A 15,143-nucleotide genomic window follows, 5' to 3' on the forward strand; every position below is an offset into this window, starting at 1 on the left:
ATGAGCGACGCAGACGCCGAGCGCGACGACCCGAACGACCCCGAGACCGCCGCCGGCGACCCGACTGCCGACGGCGCCCTCGTCGAGGTCGTCCGCGCGGTCGGCCACGAACACGTCACCGCCGAGCACGCGAGCACCGTCGAGCTGACGACGGACGACTGGCTCACTCCCGCGGGCGACTGCATCGTCGGGGTCGAGGCCGACCGCACGCCGCGCGACTTCGCCGCCGCGTTCCGCGAGGCGTGTCGGGACCCGGACGCGACGATCACGGCGACGTTCGCGGCCGGCGAGCCGGCCGACGACGCGGTCGATACCGACGAGCCCGCCCACGTCGACGCGATCGTCGGCCGCGGCGATCCCGACCTCACGCTCCTCGACGACCGGTCGATGGTCGGGCGCACGAGCGATTACACCGACGACGAGCGCACGATCTTCGTCGACGGCGACGGGGCGGCCGCCGACCTCGACCGGGACCTCGTGGCGGCGCTCGCGGCGGGCGCCCCGCTGCGGCTGCGGTTGGAAGTCGAGCCCGCGGAGTGAGAGGTCAGACGCGGTCGGAGATGCCGGCTTCGACGAGGTCGATGACGGGGAACGGCTCGCGGCGATCGAACGACGCGGAGACGGCCTCGTAGCGCGCGGAGGGGAGAACGAGCGCGACGACGTTCTCGAAGAACAGCGTCTGCGCCTGGAACTCCTCGCCGATGAGGTCCTTGAAGTCGTCGCCGGTGACCTGATTCGCCATCAGCAGCTGGTACGCCTCTTCGAGGTCCCGGTCGGAGTACTCGGATTCGAGGTCCTCTCGGATGAACTCGACCGTGAAATCGAGGGCGTCCAAGTGGGCGATCACCCGCGCGTCGGCCCCGTCGACGCCGCGGAGGGTATCGACGATCTGAGACATGCCGGAGGATTTCACCGGTACGGTGTAAATATGGCCATCTCGGTCGATACGGGCCGATTCGACTGGTGTCGTCGGGATCCGAGGTGAGCCGCCCGGGAGATCTCGGCGGGTCGCTCCGACGCCGGTTCAGATCGGGAGCTCCGCGTCCGCCCCCACCACCCGATCGACCTCCTCCGGCGCGCGCCAGTCGGTCGTCCGCTCCAGCAGCTGTACGACCATCCGGCCGGTCGCGCCCCAGACGGTGTAGCCGTCGACGTGGAAGAAGTGGATCCGGTGGTCGCCGTACTCCGGGTGCCCGATGCGACGTTCCGTCTCGTAGTTCGCGGGGTCGGTCAGCCCGCTCACGGGGAGCACCGCCACCTCGGCGACCTCCGACTCGTCGGGGACGTACTCGCGGTCGGGCGCGACGCCGACGAACGGTCGGATCCGGTACGCGGAGGAGGTCCGCGTGTCGTCGAGCCGACCGACCACGTCGACTTCGTCGGGCCGCATGCCGACCTCCTCGTCGGCCTCGCGGAGCGCGGTGTCGGTCAGAGTCCGGTCGATCGGCTCGCGGCCGCCGCCCGGGAAGCTCATCTGCCCCGGGTGTCTCCCGAGGTGGGCGGCGCGCTTGGTGAACAGCAGATGGGCCTCGCCGCCGCGCTCGATGACGGGCGCCAGCACGGCGGCCTCGCGGCGCGCCCGGGTCACCTCCTCGGGCGTATGCCGACGCAGCCCCGTCAGGTCCATACCGGCCGTAGGCGCCCGGACGGGGTTAACGTTTCTCCGCGTTCCGGCGGTCTGAAACGAGCGCGGGGTCGGTCGGGGTGGCGTCCGACCGACTCGCACGGCTTCGGACGTTTTAAGCCCGCGACCAACCCTTCACTGGACAATGAGCGACGACGACCAGGAGCTCGGCATCACCGAGTCCAAGTCACACAACACCGGCGAGTGGTACGCCGAGGTCGTACAGAAGGCGGGGCTGGCGGACTACGGTCCCGAGGGGATGAGCGGGTTCATCGTCACCCGCCCCCGCGCGTACGCGGTGTGGGAGCGGCTGCAGGGGTTCCTCGACGCGAAGTTCAAGGACACCGGCGTCCAGAACGCCTACTTCCCCCTCTTCATCCCCGAGTCGTACCTCGAACGGGAGAAGGACATCGTGGAAGGGTTCGACCCCGAGGTCGCGTGGGTGACCGAGGCGGGCAACAAGGAGCTCGAAGAGCGGCTCGCGGTCCGGCCCACCTCCGAGTCGATCATCACGCCGTACATCAGCCAGTGGGTCCGGAGCCACCGCGACCTCCCGCTGCGCGTGAACCAGTGGTGCTCGGTCGTTCGCTGGGAGGCGACCGAGACGAAGCCGTTCTTCCGCACCAAGGAGTTCCTCTGGCAGGAGGGCCACACCGCCCACGCCACCGCCGAGGGCGCGTGGGAGGAGACGATGACGCGGCTCGACCAGTACGCCTCCGTCTACGAGGACCTGCTCGCGATGCCCGTGCTGAAGGGACAGAAGCCCGACCACGACACGTTCCCGGGCGCGGAGACGACCACGACCGTCGAGGCGCTGATGCCCGACGGCAAGTCGGTGCAGGCGGGCACCTCCCACCATCTCGGCCAGTCGTTCGCCGAGGCGTTCGACATCACGTTCTCCGACGAGGACGAGGAGGAGCGGCTCGCGCACACCACCTCGTGGGGCCTCTCGTGGCGCGCGCTCGGCGCGCTGATCATGACCCACTCTGACGAGCAGGGGCTCGTGCTCCCGCCCGGCGTCGCCCCCGAGCAGGTCGTCGTCGTCCCCATCTGGCAGGAGGACACGAAAGACGAGGTGCTCGAGTACGCCGAGGGCGTCGTCGACGACCTCGACGACGCGGGGATCCGCGTCGAGCTCGACGACCGCGACGAGCGCAACCCCGGGTTCAAGTTCAACGAACACGAGCTCAACGGCGTCCCCGTCCGGATCGAGATCGGTCCTCACGAGGTCGAGGACGGTGAGCTCACCCTCGTCCACCGGCCCGACGGCGAGAGCGTCGTCGAGGACCGCGACGGCGTCGCGGAGACGGTCCGCGACCACTTCGACGAGGTGTACGCGAAGCTGTACGCCGATGCGGAGGAGACCCTCGACGGCGAGGTCCGCGAGGCCGACGACCGCGCCGACATCCTCGGCACGCTCGGCCAGCACGGCGGCTACGTGAAGGCCCCGTGGTGCGGCGACGAGGAGTGCGAGGAGCCGATCAAGGAGCCGATGGCCGCCGAGATCGTGATGGTCCCGTTCGACGACGAGGACCCCCTCGCCGACGGGGACCACGACGAGAGCTGCGCGATCTGCGACGACGACGCCGAGCGGACCGCGTACTTCGCGAAGTCGTACTGAGCGTTCGCTTATTCTTCGCCCCGACGCCGTCCCGCGTTTAATCCGGCTTGATCCGGTTTAACGGAGATCGGTGTATATAGGGATAGGTCGCGTACCGTCAGGTGATGAACCGAGGGATCGCACTCGTCGTCGTCGCGGTGGTGCTGGTCGGCGTCGCCGGGATCGCCGCGGCCGGCCCCGTCGGGACGGCCGTCGCGCAGGAGGACCCGACCGCGACGAACGAGACGGACGAGGGCAACGAGACGGCGAACGGAACCGACATCAGCCCCGGCGAGCGCCTCTCAGGCGTGATCGGGGTCCAGCGGGCGGAGATATCCGGTGAGGTCGAGTCACGCTCGTTCGAGGTCGCGCTTAACCGCACGGAGACGCCCGAGGAGCGTGCCGACGTGGTCGCCGAGCGACTGAACGGGACCGAGGAACGGCTGGCCGCGATCGAGCGGCGGCAGCGGGAGCTCCGCGAGCGCCGCGACGCCGGCGAGCTGACTCGGGGCGAGTTCGCCGCGCGCATGGCCGAGACGAGCGCCCGGGCCGAGACGGTCAAGCGCGAGGCGAACCGGAGCGCCGATGTCGCCCGCGAACTCCCGGCGGCCGCGAGGGAGAGCCGCGGGCTCGACGAGGGTCGCCTCACCGAGCTCCGCGAGCGGGCGGGCGAGGCGAGCGGCCCCGAGGTCGCGGCCATCGCCCGCGGCGTCGCGGGCAACGACGTAGGCGGGCCCCTGGCGGCCGATCGCCGCGGGCCGCCGGACGGCGCGGGTCCCGGGGACGGTCCGGGGCGCGGTGACGGAGCGGACGCCGGTGGTGGATCGGACGCCGGCGACGGGCCGGGATCAGACGGCACGCCGGGCGCGGGCGACGGACCGCCGGACCGCGGTAACGAGACGGACCGGGCGGGTAACGCGACGAACGCGACCGGCGACTCGTCGAACGCGGTCGGCACCCCGATAGACGACGAAAACGGCGCGAACGCGAGCGACGGCGCCGACCGCGGGCCCGGAGCCGGCGGCGGCAACGCGACGCCTCCGGACGACGACCCGTCTCCGCCCGTCGACGGCGGCGGCGGTGACGGATCGGACGCGGCCCCCGGTGGCGGACCCGGCAATGACGCGGCGAACGCCGTCGGCGCGCTGGCGGAGCGTCTCGCCGGACCGCTGACGGCCGGGAGCGACCTCGTTCGGCGGGTCTTCGGCGGTATCGATGGATAGGACGAAGTCGGCCCAATCGCGCTACGGGACGACCGCGAGCGGCCGGAACGGCGCTCGGGTGCTGGCGGCCAGGGGGTTGAGGACGGCCGGTCCGCCTCGGGGTCCGAGCGCGGCCCGTCCCCCCTCGTGAGATGGGAAGCGATTTACCGCAGCCTCGTAACAGTCCGTCCGTGCAGCGAAGGGTACTCCTTCTGGTCGTCGTCGCCGCGGTCGCCAGCGTCGGCCTCGCGTCGATCGGTGCCGCGCAGAGCGGTGGCGGTGTTCCGCCCGGCGGCTTCGACCAGATGGACGTCGAACCGGACGACGTCCTGATCGAGGTCTCCGTCGACGCCGAGGGCGACGCGGTCTGGGAGACGCAGTACCGCGTCCGCCTCGCGAACGACGACGAGGAGCAGGCGTTCGAGGACCTCCGCGCGGACGTGGAGTCGGACCCGGACGCGTACACGTCCCGGTTCGGCGAACGCATGCGCGCGACGGCCGACGCCGCCGAGAACGCGACGGGCCGCGAGATGACCGTCACGAACGTCACGGTGACCGCCGAGCGGCGGGAGCTCCCGCAGTCGTACGGCGTCCTCACCTACCGGTTCGAGTGGCGCAACTTCGCGGCCGTCGACGGCGACCGGCTCGTCGTCGGGGACGCGATCGACGCGCTGTTCCTCGACGACGCATCGGCGCTCATCGTCTCGTGGGGCGACGGCTACCGGCTCGGCGACGCGTCCCCGTCGCCGACCGAGACCCGCGACAGCGCGGTCGTCTGGCAGGGGCCGGTCGACTTCACCGAGGGCGAGCCGCGCGTGACGATCGAGCCGGAGGGGCGCTCCGCCGGGCCGCTCCTGTTCGTCGCGCTCGGACTGCTCGTGGCAGTCGTCGCGGTGGTCGGCTACCGCCGCCGGCCGTGGGACCGTTCGGGCGCCGGCCGGCGCTCGGAGGAACCGGCCGCGACCGGAGACGGGTCGGCGGCCGACACCGGCGACGCGGCGGCCTCGGAGGGGGCGGCGACCGCGTCCTCAGCGGCGGCCGCGGCCAGCGCGGACGACGGGGACGACGGTGCCGCCGGCTCCGACGACGCCTCCGAGAGCGACGCGGACGAGACCGAAGACGGCGGTGACGGCGGTGACGCCGGCGACGCCGAGGAGGGTCCCGACTCGGCGCCGCCGATCGACGACGACCTGTTGAGCAACGAAGAGCAGGTGCTCCGGCTGATCGAGGCCAACGGCGGCCGCATGAAACAGAAGCAGGTCGCCGAGGAGCTCGACTGGACCGCCGCCAAGACGAGCCAGGTCGTGACGGGGCTCCGCGACGAGGATGACCTCGACGGGTTCCGGCTCGGCCGCGAGAACGTCCTCTCGCTGCCGGACTACGACGCGACGACGGACAGCGGCGAGACGGGCGACGACGATTCGGGGGAGACGGGCGACAGCGACGGGACGGGCAAGGACGACGACGGGGCCTGAGCCCCGCGCTCGCTACAGGTCCCTCGACCGCCCGAGGTGTCGGAGTTCGCCGCCGCACTCGCAGGTACCGCCCGACTCGGCGCGCGCGCCGCATTCAAAACACTCGTACAGTTCTTGCGCGTCGGTCTCCGTTTCTGGGCGCATATACTGTGAAACGTTAGCAAGAGTGATAGCTACAGCCCTAATATTCTTTACAGTGTATTATCGAGTCTCCGGCGTCCCGTGAACGAACGATCGGTTCGAGGGGGTGGGAGGGACATTGGGGATCGATGGGGGGTCGGGGAGCGAGAGCCTCCCGGCGATCGCTCCGCTCGCGCGGTTCCAGTCGCTGCCGTGCGGTCACCGATCCCGTTCCCGTCCGACGCCGGAGCTACACGATGTCGTCGCGCCGCCACGCGTCGCGGTACCGCTGCTGCAGGTCGGTGAGGGAATCGATCTCCACGCCGAGCGCGTCGAGTTTCAGCCGCGCGATGTCCTTGTCGAGCCGCTCGGGGAGCTGGTGGACACCCGGATCGCGCTCGGCGCTGACCGCCAGTTCGCGGGCCGCGAGGAACATCGCTCCGAACGTCGAGTCCATCACCGCGGCGGGGTGTCCCTGACTGTACGGTCCGGTCAGGTTCACCAGCTTCCCCTCGGCCAGCACGTCGATCTCCCGGCCGTCCGGCAGCGTGTACCGAGTGATCCCCTCCTCGAGCTCCGCGACCTCGGCCGCCGTCTCCGCGAGCTCCGGGACGGCGATCTCGACGTCGCGGTGGCCGACGTTACACAGGGTCGCCCCGTCGCGCAGCCGCTCGAAGTGTCGCCCGCGGAGCACGCGGCAGTTCCCCGTCGCGGTGACGAACAGCTCGCCGACCTCGGCGGCCTCGTCCATCGGCAGCACGCGGTGGCCGTCCATGTGGGCCCTGATCGCCTTCCGCGGGTCGACCTCCGTGACGACCGTGTCGGCCCCGATCGCGCGCGCCTTCGTGGCGACGCCCCGGCCCACGTACCCGTACCCCGCGACGACGACCGTGCGACCGGAGAGGATCGTGTTGGTCGAGATCATCACGTTCGTCAGCGCGCTCTCGCCGGTCCCGTGGACGTTGTCGAACCAGTGTTTCATCGGCGTGTGGTTGACCGCGAACACGGGGACATCGAGGACGCCGTCGGCCGCCATCGCCCGCGCCCGCGACACGCCCGAGGTCGTCTGTTCGGTACACCCGATCACCCCGTCGGTCGACAGCTCCGGCTCGGCGTACAGCTTGGCGAGCAGCTCCGCGCCGTCGGTCGCGAGCACGTCCGGCCCTCGGTCCAGCAGCTCGACGTGGGCCCGGTCGAGGTCGGCCTCGCTCATCCCCGGCTCGGCGAACGCGGTGATCCCCGGCTCCGCGTCGAGGTGAGCGACGACGTCGCCGTGGACGCTCCCGGGGTCGTTCGCCGTACAGAGGACCTCCGCCCCGGCGTCGCGCAGGGTTTCGATGAAGATCCCCGTCTTCGGTTCGAGGTGCGACGAGACCGCAACCGTTGTCCCCTCGAACGGCAGGTCCTCCGCGCCCGCCTCGGCCAGCGTCCGGAGGACGGGCGTCCGGTCGCGGAGGCGGGCCAGCGGGTCCTCGGCGTGGTGGCGCTCGACCATACGGTGATCCCCGACCGCCCGCGTAAATAGCTCCGGGCGACCCGGACCTCACCGATCGCCGCGCCGCGCGAGCAGCGACCGCACGTCCCGCCGCGTCGCCGTCTCCCCCCGTTCGACGAAGTGCGTCGCGCACGCGTTGCCGAGCGCGAGGCACTCGCCCCACGGGAGGCCCGCCGCCAGCCCGGTCGCGAGCGCGCCGTCGAACCGGTCGCCCGCGCCCGTGCGCCGGGTCACGCGCTCGGCGTCGAAGTTCTCGACCGTCGTCATCTCGCCGGTCGCGGCCGCGGCGCGGCGCTCGTCGTGGAGGACCACCGCGTCGACGCCGAGCACCTCCCGGAGCTCCGGCTCCCGACCCACGCCCGTCGCGTCGACGCCGACGGCGTCCGCGAGGCGGCCGAGCTCCCCGTCGTTCGCCGACAGGACGACCTCGCACCCGTCGGCGAGCGCGCCGAGCGCCCGGCAGAGCGCCCGGAGCGGCTCGTCGGCGGACGCGGTGACGTCGCCCGGGTCGAAGACGACCGTCGCCTTCCCGAGATCGACCTCGGCGAGGGCTCGGAGGGCGTCCGTCATCCCGGCGACCCCGACCCAGTTCTGCAGCACGACCACCTCGTCGGAGAGCCACTCGTCGGGGGGTGCGGGAACCGCCGCGAAGAGGTCCTCGACGCGCCACTCACGGATGTCGTCGGACTCGACGGAGAGCATCAGGTCCCGCTCGTCGAACGAGAGGACGTGGACCGTCGCCGGGGACCCCATCGAGACCGTCGGGAAGGAGAACCCGTCGAGGGCGGGATCGTCGAGGTGGCCGTACAGCGTGACGCGGGGCCCGAGGGCCGACACCTGTCGCGCCGCGTTCACCGCCTGTCCGCCCGGTCGGACGGCTTCCGGAGTCAGCTGCAGCGACCTGGCCCCGTCGGCCGAGATCAGGTCGACGAACGCGGAGCGCGTCGCGATTCGCTCGCCCGTGGCGTCCGTGACGCCGTAGTACCGGTCGACGCTCCCGTCCGGGAGAGCGATCACGTCGCGGTAGTCGAGCGTCCCGTCGAGCCGGGAGCGAAGGGCGTCGTACTGCATCGGTCGTCTGGACCCACGAGGCTCCGCGCCCGTAAATCCGGGTCACGGATCGGTCGCGATCGGCATCGCGGCTCTCCGCGTCGCGAAGTTCGACAGCAGAGCCGGAGGAGGCGATTGTGAACCACGGTCGTTCCGCTTCGTTCCCTGGTTCAAATCCCTCCCGCAGCTCTTCGACTCGACGGTGTTACCTCAGAAGAGCCGGAGGAGGGATTTGAACCCTCGACCTATTCCTTACGAAGGAATCGCTCTGCCAGCTGAGCTACTCCGGCGCGCATCTTACCATTCCCGAACGGAAAAATAAGGGTTCCGAAACGGCGACGCCGCGGGCCGCGAGATCACGCGACATCGGCGGGTCCGTTCCCTCGATCGTCGTCTTTCGATTGTGCGGGTCTGTTTCGAAATATATCTAAGATCGTCTGGATCGATGTGTAGTCTGAGCGATCGTCACAGGAATATAAGGAAAAAGCATATATAGGTGCTCGAACTTCGATTGGGATGTGATCGCACCGATCGTGTGCCATGATGGCGGGGATCGACTCCCCCGACGGTGCCTGCCCGGTCGGAGCCCGTACCGGGCGTCGCTCGTCTCGCCGGTCGCGACCCCCACCGCGACCCGGCGCGGCTGTCACCCCTATCAGCGATCCGATACGGCCGGCGTGTGACCCACGTCTCCGACGTGCCAAGCGCGAAATCGCCTCTGGCCCCGACGGTCTCGCGGCCGTGGACTCTTGTCATGTGACGGGCCCGCGCCGTCCCGGCCCGCCGGCGTTCTCCGGGCGGGACGGCACTCACGCTGTCCGACGATTCTCGGCGAAAAGCGTCGCGACCGCCCGAAGCGACCTCACTCCCGCGAGAGCCGAACGTCCAGGCAGACGTTGTACTCGTGTGGCGCGTACGACCGGACGACGCGCTCGGTCTCGACGGTCACGTCGTACGCGTCGCCGGCGGCCGCGCGGATCGCCCGGGTTCCCGGACCGAACGGGTCGTCCTCGTGTTGGATGTCGTAGTAGTGGATCGTGCAGTCGTCGCCCGCCAGCCGGACGGCGGTGTCGAGGAACTCGCCGGCGGAGTGCGGGAGGTTCATCACGAGCCGGTCGGCGGTCCCGGCGTACTCGTCGGCGATCTCCCGCACGTCGCCGGCGATCGCGGTCACGCGGTCGGCGACCCCGTTGCGCTCGGCGTTCTCCCGGAGGTACTCCACCGCGCGCTCGTTGAGGTCGCAGGCGACCACGTCGGCGCCGCGGGACGCCAATGGGACGGCGTAGGGTCCGACGCCGGCGAACATGTCGATCGCGGTCTCTCCGGACTCGACCTGCTCGACCACGCGGTGGCGCTCGGTGGCGAGCCGCGGGGAGAAGTACACCTCGGCCACGTCCAACAGGAACTCGTGGCCGTACTCGCGGTGGACCGTCTCGGTGCCGTTCCCCGCCAGCACGTCCCAGCGCCGGACGCGCAGCTCGCCCTCGATCGGGGACGCGCGGTTGAGCACCGTCTCGCAGGGCACGTCGGAGGCCATCACCGCCTCGGCGATCTCGCGGGCGCGCTCGTCGTCGTCCTCGTCGACGATGACGATGTCGCCGAGCCGCTCCAGCGAGGGCTCGTAGCCGAGGATCGCGGCGGGGGTCAGCGGGCGGTCGCGCTCGGCGGCGTCGCGCTCGACGATCGCCGCCGCGAGGTCGTCGGGGACCGCCTCGGGGGCCGCGACCGGGATGTAGATCGTGTCGCCGTCGACCGCGATCTCGTGGTCGCCGTCGAGGGCGTCGGCGTCGGCGAGCCGCTTCCGGACCGCCTCGCCGCGCTCGCGCTCGACCGCGACGCAGGGGACGCTCATTGTCGCGAGAACGCGGGGCGAGCCATAAACGCTGACGCTTCGGCGGTGCGAGCCCCGGGCGGGCACCGAGCGGGGACCGCGGCGACCTCAGTCGAACGGGTACCGCGCGGTCGACCCGCACTCGCGGCAGCGGACGACCACCCGTCCGGGGCGGAGCCGGACGCGGCTCGTCTTCCCGGGGCGGAGGTAGACGCCGCAGTCGTCGCAGGTCTTCCGGGAGAACTCGGCGGGGACGCCACAGCGGTTCCGCTCCGCGATCCGGCGCGCGAGCGCGACGTACTCCCGCGCGCGGTCGTACTCGTCGTCGACGACGGCCTCGCGGGCGAGCGCGAACAGCCGGTCGATCCGTTCCGACGGGATCCCCATACCACGCCGGGGGTGACGGACCGGCAAAGTCGTTGTCATCGAGGGTGGCGCACGGATCGCCGTCCGGACCGGCTCGCGGGAGTCGCGGGCGCTCCGCGTCCGCCAACCCGCACGCTTTTTTAGCGGTCCGCGCGAACGACGCGCCATGAAGGAATCCCTGATGGACGTCGTCTGCTGTCCGCTCGACAAGGCCGACCTGGACCTCGACGTCGACGAGCGGGACGACGAGGAGATCCTCGCGGGGACGCTCACGTGTACCGAGTGCGGCGAGACCTACCCGATCGAGGACGGCATCCCGAACCTCCTCCCGCCCGACATGCGCGAGGAGGCGACGGCGTAGGATCCGACGGCGCCCGTCTCGGTCGCCCCCGTCTCGGTCGCCCCCGTCTCGGTCGCCCCCGTCTCGGTCGCCCCCGTATCCGTACTGCATCTTTTTTTAGTGCGAGTGCGTCAACCCCAACGTGTCGACACTTTCCGTCGAACTGAACGGGGACGCAGTTCACTCGATCCGGGCGCCCGCCCGGTTCGAGACGACCGGTCCGTTCGCGGTCTCGCTCGAGAACGCGGGCCGTTCCACGCACGTCCACCTGCACTTCGACGACGATCTGGACCGGGTCGCGTCGGTCGACGAGACGAACCACTTCGTCGACGACGAGTCCACGAGACACGTTCACGTCTCCGTCGGCGACGTGGCGGAACCGGTCCGCGGAAAGCTGAAGATCGTCACCGGCTACGGCTCGGAGACGCGGTACGTCGATCTCCGGATCGAGCCGCGCGAGGACACCGGTCCCGACGAGGTCGCCGTCGACGAGGCGCTCGCGAAGCCGCCGGAGCGTCCGCCGGAGCTCCCGCCGTCCCAGCGCGCGGCGAACGCGGTCGACCGGCTGATCGAGCGCGGCGGCGTGCCCGGAGCGATCGCCGCGTTCCTCGCGCTCGCCGCCGGGGTCTCCGTCGCGCTCGCGCTCGACAGCGCGGTCGTCACGGCCGCCGTCGTCGCCGTCCTGGCAGTGTCGCTCGGGGCGGCGCTCCTGGCGGTGTGGTGAGAGCGTCGGGGGGAGGGCGGCGGCGTCGCTCCCGCCGTCGATCGCCGCGAATCCGGGCGCTTTTAAGCGTGCCAGCGGAAGGTGGGCGCATGAGCTTCGAGAAGGAAGACGAGGTCGTGCTCCACGACAAGCACAGCGAGTACGACGGCGAGACGGGCACGATCACGCAGGTGATGGAGACGATGTTCGGCGACGCGACCTACACGGTCAGCTTCGAGGAGGGCCAGGAGACCGGCGTCCCCGAGGACGCCCTCGACGCCGTCGAGAGCGAGGAGTAACCGACCCTTCTCCCGACCCGCATGGCCAAAGTCCCCTTCCACTACGTCGACCTCCGGGCGTTCGCGTACGCCACCGAGGACGAGAAGCGGGTCGCGGACGCCCTCCGGACGTTCCTCCCCGAGGACGCCGAGCTGGACCGCGTCGAGAACGTCGGCCACCACGGCGACCGGATCGTCGTGCTCTCGGCCCGGATCGAGAACGCCGACGGGATGCGCCACGTCCTCGACCGGCTCTCCGGGCTCGACGAGGTCGACCGCGTGATCGACGAGCTCGACCAGCGGGTCGACGACAACTGCGCGCTGTTCCTCCGCGTGGACAAGCAGGCGGCGTTCCGCGGCGAGGTCCGGCTCGGCCCCGGGATCACCGTCCGCGCGAAGGTCGAGGCGTACCCCGCGAAGAAGGAGGCCGCCGTCGAGAACGCCCGAGAGACGCTCTCGCGGCTGCGCGACGACGGCGAGGCGTAGCCGGCCGGCCTTCCGTCGACGCACACGCGTCGCACCCCCGGCGTGGCTTTTTACCGGTTCCCGCCGTCGACCCGCCCATGAGCGACCCGTTCGTCGTCGTCGGTGCGGACGCGGCCGGACTGAGCGCGGCCAGCAAGTTCCGCCGCGAGGCCCCAGACCGCGAGGTCGTCGTCTTCGAGAAGGGACGTTGGATCTCGTACGCCTTCTGCGGGATGCCGTACTTCGTCGAGGGACGCGTCGAGCGCATGTCGGACCTCCTCTCGCTGTCGCCGAGCGAGGTCGCCGAGCGCGGGATCGACCTCCGACGCGGACACGAGGTCGTCGGCGTCAATCCGGATGCGAAGACCGTCGCCGTCGAGACCGCCGCGGGCGACTCGGTCGAGCAGTCCTACGACGACCTGCTCGTCGCCACGGGCGGCCGCGCCTCGACCGGCCCCTTCGACGTGCGCGGCCTCGACGGCGCGTTCACGCTCCACGACATGGACGCCGCGGCCGCGATCGACGCGTACGTCGCCGAGCCGGACGCCTACGACCCCGACCGCGCCGACGTGAGCGCTGTCGACCGCGAGCGCGTCGAGCGCAACGCCGCGATGCCGGCGCCAGAGACGGCCGCGATCGTCGGCGGGGGCTACGTCGGCGTCGAGATGGCCGAGGCGCTCAGAGGGCGCGGCCTCGACGTGCACCTGTTCCACCGCTCCGGGCATCTCCTCCCGGACTTCGGCGAGGCCGTCGGCGAGCGTGTGGCGGACGAACTGGAGGCGGAGGGCGTGACGGTCCGCACGAACGCCCCCGTCGAGGGGCTGGTCGGCGACGACCGTATCGAGGGGATCGCGTTCGACGCCGCCGCCGGAGGCGGAGCCGGCTCCGAGACGCTTCCCGTCGATCTCGCGGTCGTCGGCGTCGGGATCCGACCGAACACCGAGCTCCTCGACGGGACCGGCGTCGAGACGGGCGAGGGCGGCGCGATCCGCACGGACGAGTACGGCCGGACGAGCCTCCCGGACGTGTACGCCGCGGGCGACTGCGCGACCGCGACCCACGCAGTCACCGGCGAGGAGGCGTGGATGCCGCTCGGGCTCACCGCCAACCGGGCGGGGCGGGCGATCGGCGCCACGGTCGCCGGCGACCCCTCTCCCGTGGGCGAGATCGCGGGCACCGCGGCCGTGAAGGCGTTCGACATGGAGGCCGCTCGGGTCGGACTGATCGACGATGAAGCGGCCAGAGAGGCCGGATTCGACCCGGTCCGCGAGACGGTGACTGCCGGCTCCCGGTCCGGCTATTACCCCGGCGCGGCCGAGACCGACGTGACGCTCGTCGCCGACCGCGACACGGGCCGGCTCGTCGGCGGGAGCATCGTCGGCCCCGACCGCGCAGCCGTGCGGATCGACACGCTCGCGACCGCGCTGGAGGCGGACATGACCGTCCCGGAGGTCGAGCGGCTGGACCTCGCGTACGCGCCGCCGTTCTCGCCGGTGTGGGACCCGATCCTCGTCGCGGCGAAGGTGCTCAACGGGACGCTCGACGGGGACTGAGTCGCTCGGCTACTCGGTCGCTTCCGCGCCGGCTCCGTCATCGTTCCCGCCGCCGACGCCGGCGACGACGCGTCCGATCGCGTAGCCGGCGACGCCGACGGCGACCGCCGCGGCGAGGGCGACGCCGAGCGGTTCGGCCACCGCGACGAGGAAGGGGACGGGATCGGAAAGCGGGACCGAGTACGGTTCCGGGCCGGCCGTACGCAGAAGGACCGCCGCGAAGGGACCGTACGCGAGGAGGACCGCCGGGAGCGCGCCCCCGCCGACCGCGGCGAAGGCGACGACGCCGACCGCGGTCAGGACCGCGAGGGCCCCGGCGACGGGAGCCGCGAGGTCCTGCGGAATCCCCGTCGCTCCCAGCGAGGCCGCGGCGTCGACAGCGATCGAGGCGGCGTCGAAGGCGGCGTACGAGACCGCGAAGCCGACCGCGCTCCAGACCGCCGCGCGCTCGAACCCGGTCTCGCCGAGGGCGACGCGAGCGAGGGCGGCGGGGCGCCCGTCGTCGCCGCGGTCTCTCCCCGTCATTCCGGGCGAGTCGCGCCCCGGCCCTCTCGGCTCGGGGTCAGGTTCCCGTGTTCGTCGATTTCGCCGGCGACAATCCGGGTCGAGGAGATGCGCTCGCCGTCCTCGGCCTCCACGTGGTCGACCACGACGAGCTCGAGGGGGTCGTGACCGCGCTCGCGCCGGATCTCGTTGATCCGCCTCCCTCCCCCCTTCGTCTCCGGGGAGACGATCAGCGCGTCGAACTCTGGTTCGACGGCGATGCCGGTCGGGTCGGTCAGCTCGCGGATCTCGTACTCGCGGCCGTGCTCGTCGGCGAGGTCGGACAGCTCGGCCTCGAGGTCGCGCTTTCGGCGGTCGTACGGGCGGACGTACCGCTCGACGTGTCGGGTCTTCGGCGCGAGCTCGTCCGACGTGAGCCCGACGGTCACGTCACCCAGCTCGAACGCCCGTTCGAACAGCTTCCGGTGGCCGTCGTGAACGGGATCGAACGTGCCACCCAGCGCGACGTTCATGCACGACCGTTGCGCGGACGGAACT

The 15,143-nt window shown here is 71.5% G+C and carries 18 protein-coding genes and 1 tRNA gene; 9 read left to right on the forward strand and 10 right to left on the reverse strand.

What is annotated here, in order from left to right; translation table 11 throughout:
- Entirely contained in the window at positions 1–540 is a 540-nt protein-coding gene (locus tag JIN95_RS04000; RefSeq protein ID WP_200530567.1) for a DUF371 domain-containing protein, read from the forward strand.
- 4 nt (positions 541–544) lie between these two features.
- On the opposite strand, the gene JIN95_RS04005 is transcribed toward JIN95_RS04000, so the two are convergent.
- Both JIN95_RS04005 and JIN95_RS04010 read right to left on the reverse strand, forming a co-directional pair.
- Entirely contained in the window at positions 545–898 is a 354-nt protein-coding gene (locus JIN95_RS04005) for a hypothetical protein (protein WP_200530568.1), read from the reverse strand.
- A gap of 126 nt (positions 899–1,024) precedes the next feature.
- Positions 1,025–1,627: a CoA pyrophosphatase gene (locus tag JIN95_RS04010; protein WP_095636631.1), complete on the reverse strand. Its 603-nt coding sequence runs from the start codon at positions 1,625–1,627 to the stop codon at positions 1,025–1,027.
- A gap of 142 nt (positions 1,628–1,769) precedes the next feature.
- Here JIN95_RS04010 and proS point away from each other — a divergent pair, with 142 nt between their 5' ends.
- From proS to JIN95_RS04025, 3 genes are all read left to right on the forward strand, one after another.
- Positions 1,770–3,245, forward strand: a complete 1,476-nt coding sequence (gene proS / locus JIN95_RS04015; protein ID WP_200530569.1) for a proline--tRNA ligase — start codon at positions 1,770–1,772, stop codon at positions 3,243–3,245.
- Positions 3,246–3,349: 104 nt separating this feature from the next.
- Positions 3,350–4,447, forward strand: a complete 1,098-nt coding sequence (locus JIN95_RS04020; RefSeq protein ID WP_200530570.1) for a hypothetical protein — start codon at positions 3,350–3,352, stop codon at positions 4,445–4,447.
- A 170-nt stretch (positions 4,448–4,617) separates the two neighbouring features.
- Positions 4,618–5,901 (forward strand): hypothetical protein, encoded by a 1,284-nt coding sequence (locus JIN95_RS04025; RefSeq protein ID WP_200530571.1) that lies wholly within the window; start codon positions 4,618–4,620, stop codon positions 5,899–5,901.
- Positions 5,902–5,913: 12 nt separating this feature from the next.
- On the opposite strand, the gene JIN95_RS04030 is transcribed toward JIN95_RS04025, so the two are convergent.
- The 6 genes from JIN95_RS04030 to JIN95_RS04055 form a co-directional block, all read right to left on the reverse strand.
- Complete coding sequence (locus JIN95_RS04030; RefSeq protein WP_144049533.1) at positions 5,914–6,045, reverse strand: rubrerythrin-like domain-containing protein; 132 nt, start codon at positions 6,043–6,045, stop codon at positions 5,914–5,916.
- 226 nt (positions 6,046–6,271) lie between these two features.
- Positions 6,272–7,516 (reverse strand): adenosylhomocysteinase, encoded by a 1,245-nt coding sequence (locus tag JIN95_RS04035; protein WP_200530572.1) that lies wholly within the window; start codon positions 7,514–7,516, stop codon positions 6,272–6,274.
- A 48-nt stretch (positions 7,517–7,564) separates the two neighbouring features.
- Positions 7,565–8,587, reverse strand: coding sequence for a carbohydrate kinase family protein (locus JIN95_RS04040; RefSeq protein ID WP_200530573.1), 1,023 nt, complete (start codon positions 8,585–8,587; stop codon positions 7,565–7,567).
- Positions 8,588–8,783: 196 nt separating this feature from the next.
- Positions 8,784–8,856: transfer RNA gene (locus JIN95_RS04045), tRNA-Thr, on the reverse strand.
- A 572-nt stretch (positions 8,857–9,428) separates the two neighbouring features.
- Positions 9,429–10,418, reverse strand: a complete 990-nt coding sequence (locus JIN95_RS04050; RefSeq protein ID WP_200530574.1) for a class I SAM-dependent methyltransferase family protein — start codon at positions 10,416–10,418, stop codon at positions 9,429–9,431.
- Positions 10,419–10,505: 87 nt separating this feature from the next.
- On the reverse strand, positions 10,506–10,784 hold the full coding sequence (locus JIN95_RS04055; RefSeq protein ID WP_095636638.1) for a ribonuclease P: 279 nt from the start codon (positions 10,782–10,784) through the stop codon (positions 10,506–10,508).
- Between the two features lie 145 nt (positions 10,785–10,929).
- Between JIN95_RS04055 and JIN95_RS04060 the strand changes: the two genes are divergently transcribed.
- The 5 genes from JIN95_RS04060 (at position 10,930) to JIN95_RS04080 (ending at position 14,102) form a co-directional block, all read left to right on the forward strand.
- Positions 10,930–11,124 carry a methytransferase partner Trm112 gene (locus JIN95_RS04060; protein ID WP_198951525.1) on the forward strand — a complete coding sequence of 65 codons (195 nt, stop codon included), beginning with the start codon at positions 10,930–10,932 and terminating at the stop codon, positions 11,122–11,124.
- Between the two features lie 121 nt (positions 11,125–11,245).
- The gene (locus tag JIN95_RS04065) at positions 11,246–11,827 is read left to right on the forward strand and encodes a hypothetical protein (RefSeq protein WP_200530575.1); all 582 of its coding nucleotides are present in this window, start codon (positions 11,246–11,248) and stop codon (positions 11,825–11,827) included.
- Between the two features lie 89 nt (positions 11,828–11,916).
- A complete protein-coding gene (locus JIN95_RS04070; RefSeq protein WP_095636640.1) occupies positions 11,917–12,105 on the forward strand; it encodes a DUF1918 domain-containing protein in 189 nt (62 codons plus the stop codon).
- Positions 12,106–12,126: 21 nt separating this feature from the next.
- Positions 12,127–12,570, forward strand: a complete 444-nt coding sequence (locus tag JIN95_RS04075) for an RNA-binding protein (RefSeq protein WP_200530576.1) — start codon at positions 12,127–12,129, stop codon at positions 12,568–12,570.
- Between the two features lie 77 nt (positions 12,571–12,647).
- Positions 12,648–14,102, forward strand: a complete 1,455-nt coding sequence (locus JIN95_RS04080; protein WP_200530577.1) for an FAD-dependent oxidoreductase — start codon at positions 12,648–12,650, stop codon at positions 14,100–14,102.
- A gap of 9 nt (positions 14,103–14,111) precedes the next feature.
- Here JIN95_RS04080 and JIN95_RS04085 read toward each other — a convergent pair whose 3' ends face one another.
- Positions 14,112–14,627, reverse strand: a complete 516-nt coding sequence (locus tag JIN95_RS04085; protein WP_095636643.1) for a hypothetical protein — start codon at positions 14,625–14,627, stop codon at positions 14,112–14,114.
- Positions 14,624–15,118, reverse strand: a complete 495-nt coding sequence (locus tag JIN95_RS04090; RefSeq protein ID WP_095636644.1) for a phosphopantetheine adenylyltransferase — start codon at positions 15,116–15,118, stop codon at positions 14,624–14,626. The genes JIN95_RS04085 and JIN95_RS04090 overlap by 4 nt, the downstream gene beginning before the upstream one ends.
- Positions 15,119–15,143 lie beyond the last annotated feature (25 nt).

It is taken from the genome of Halorubrum sp. LN27, from assembly GCF_016635065.1.
GTDB classification, from domain to species: Archaea; Halobacteriota; Halobacteria; order Halobacteriales; family Haloferacaceae; genus Halorubrum; species Halorubrum salipaludis.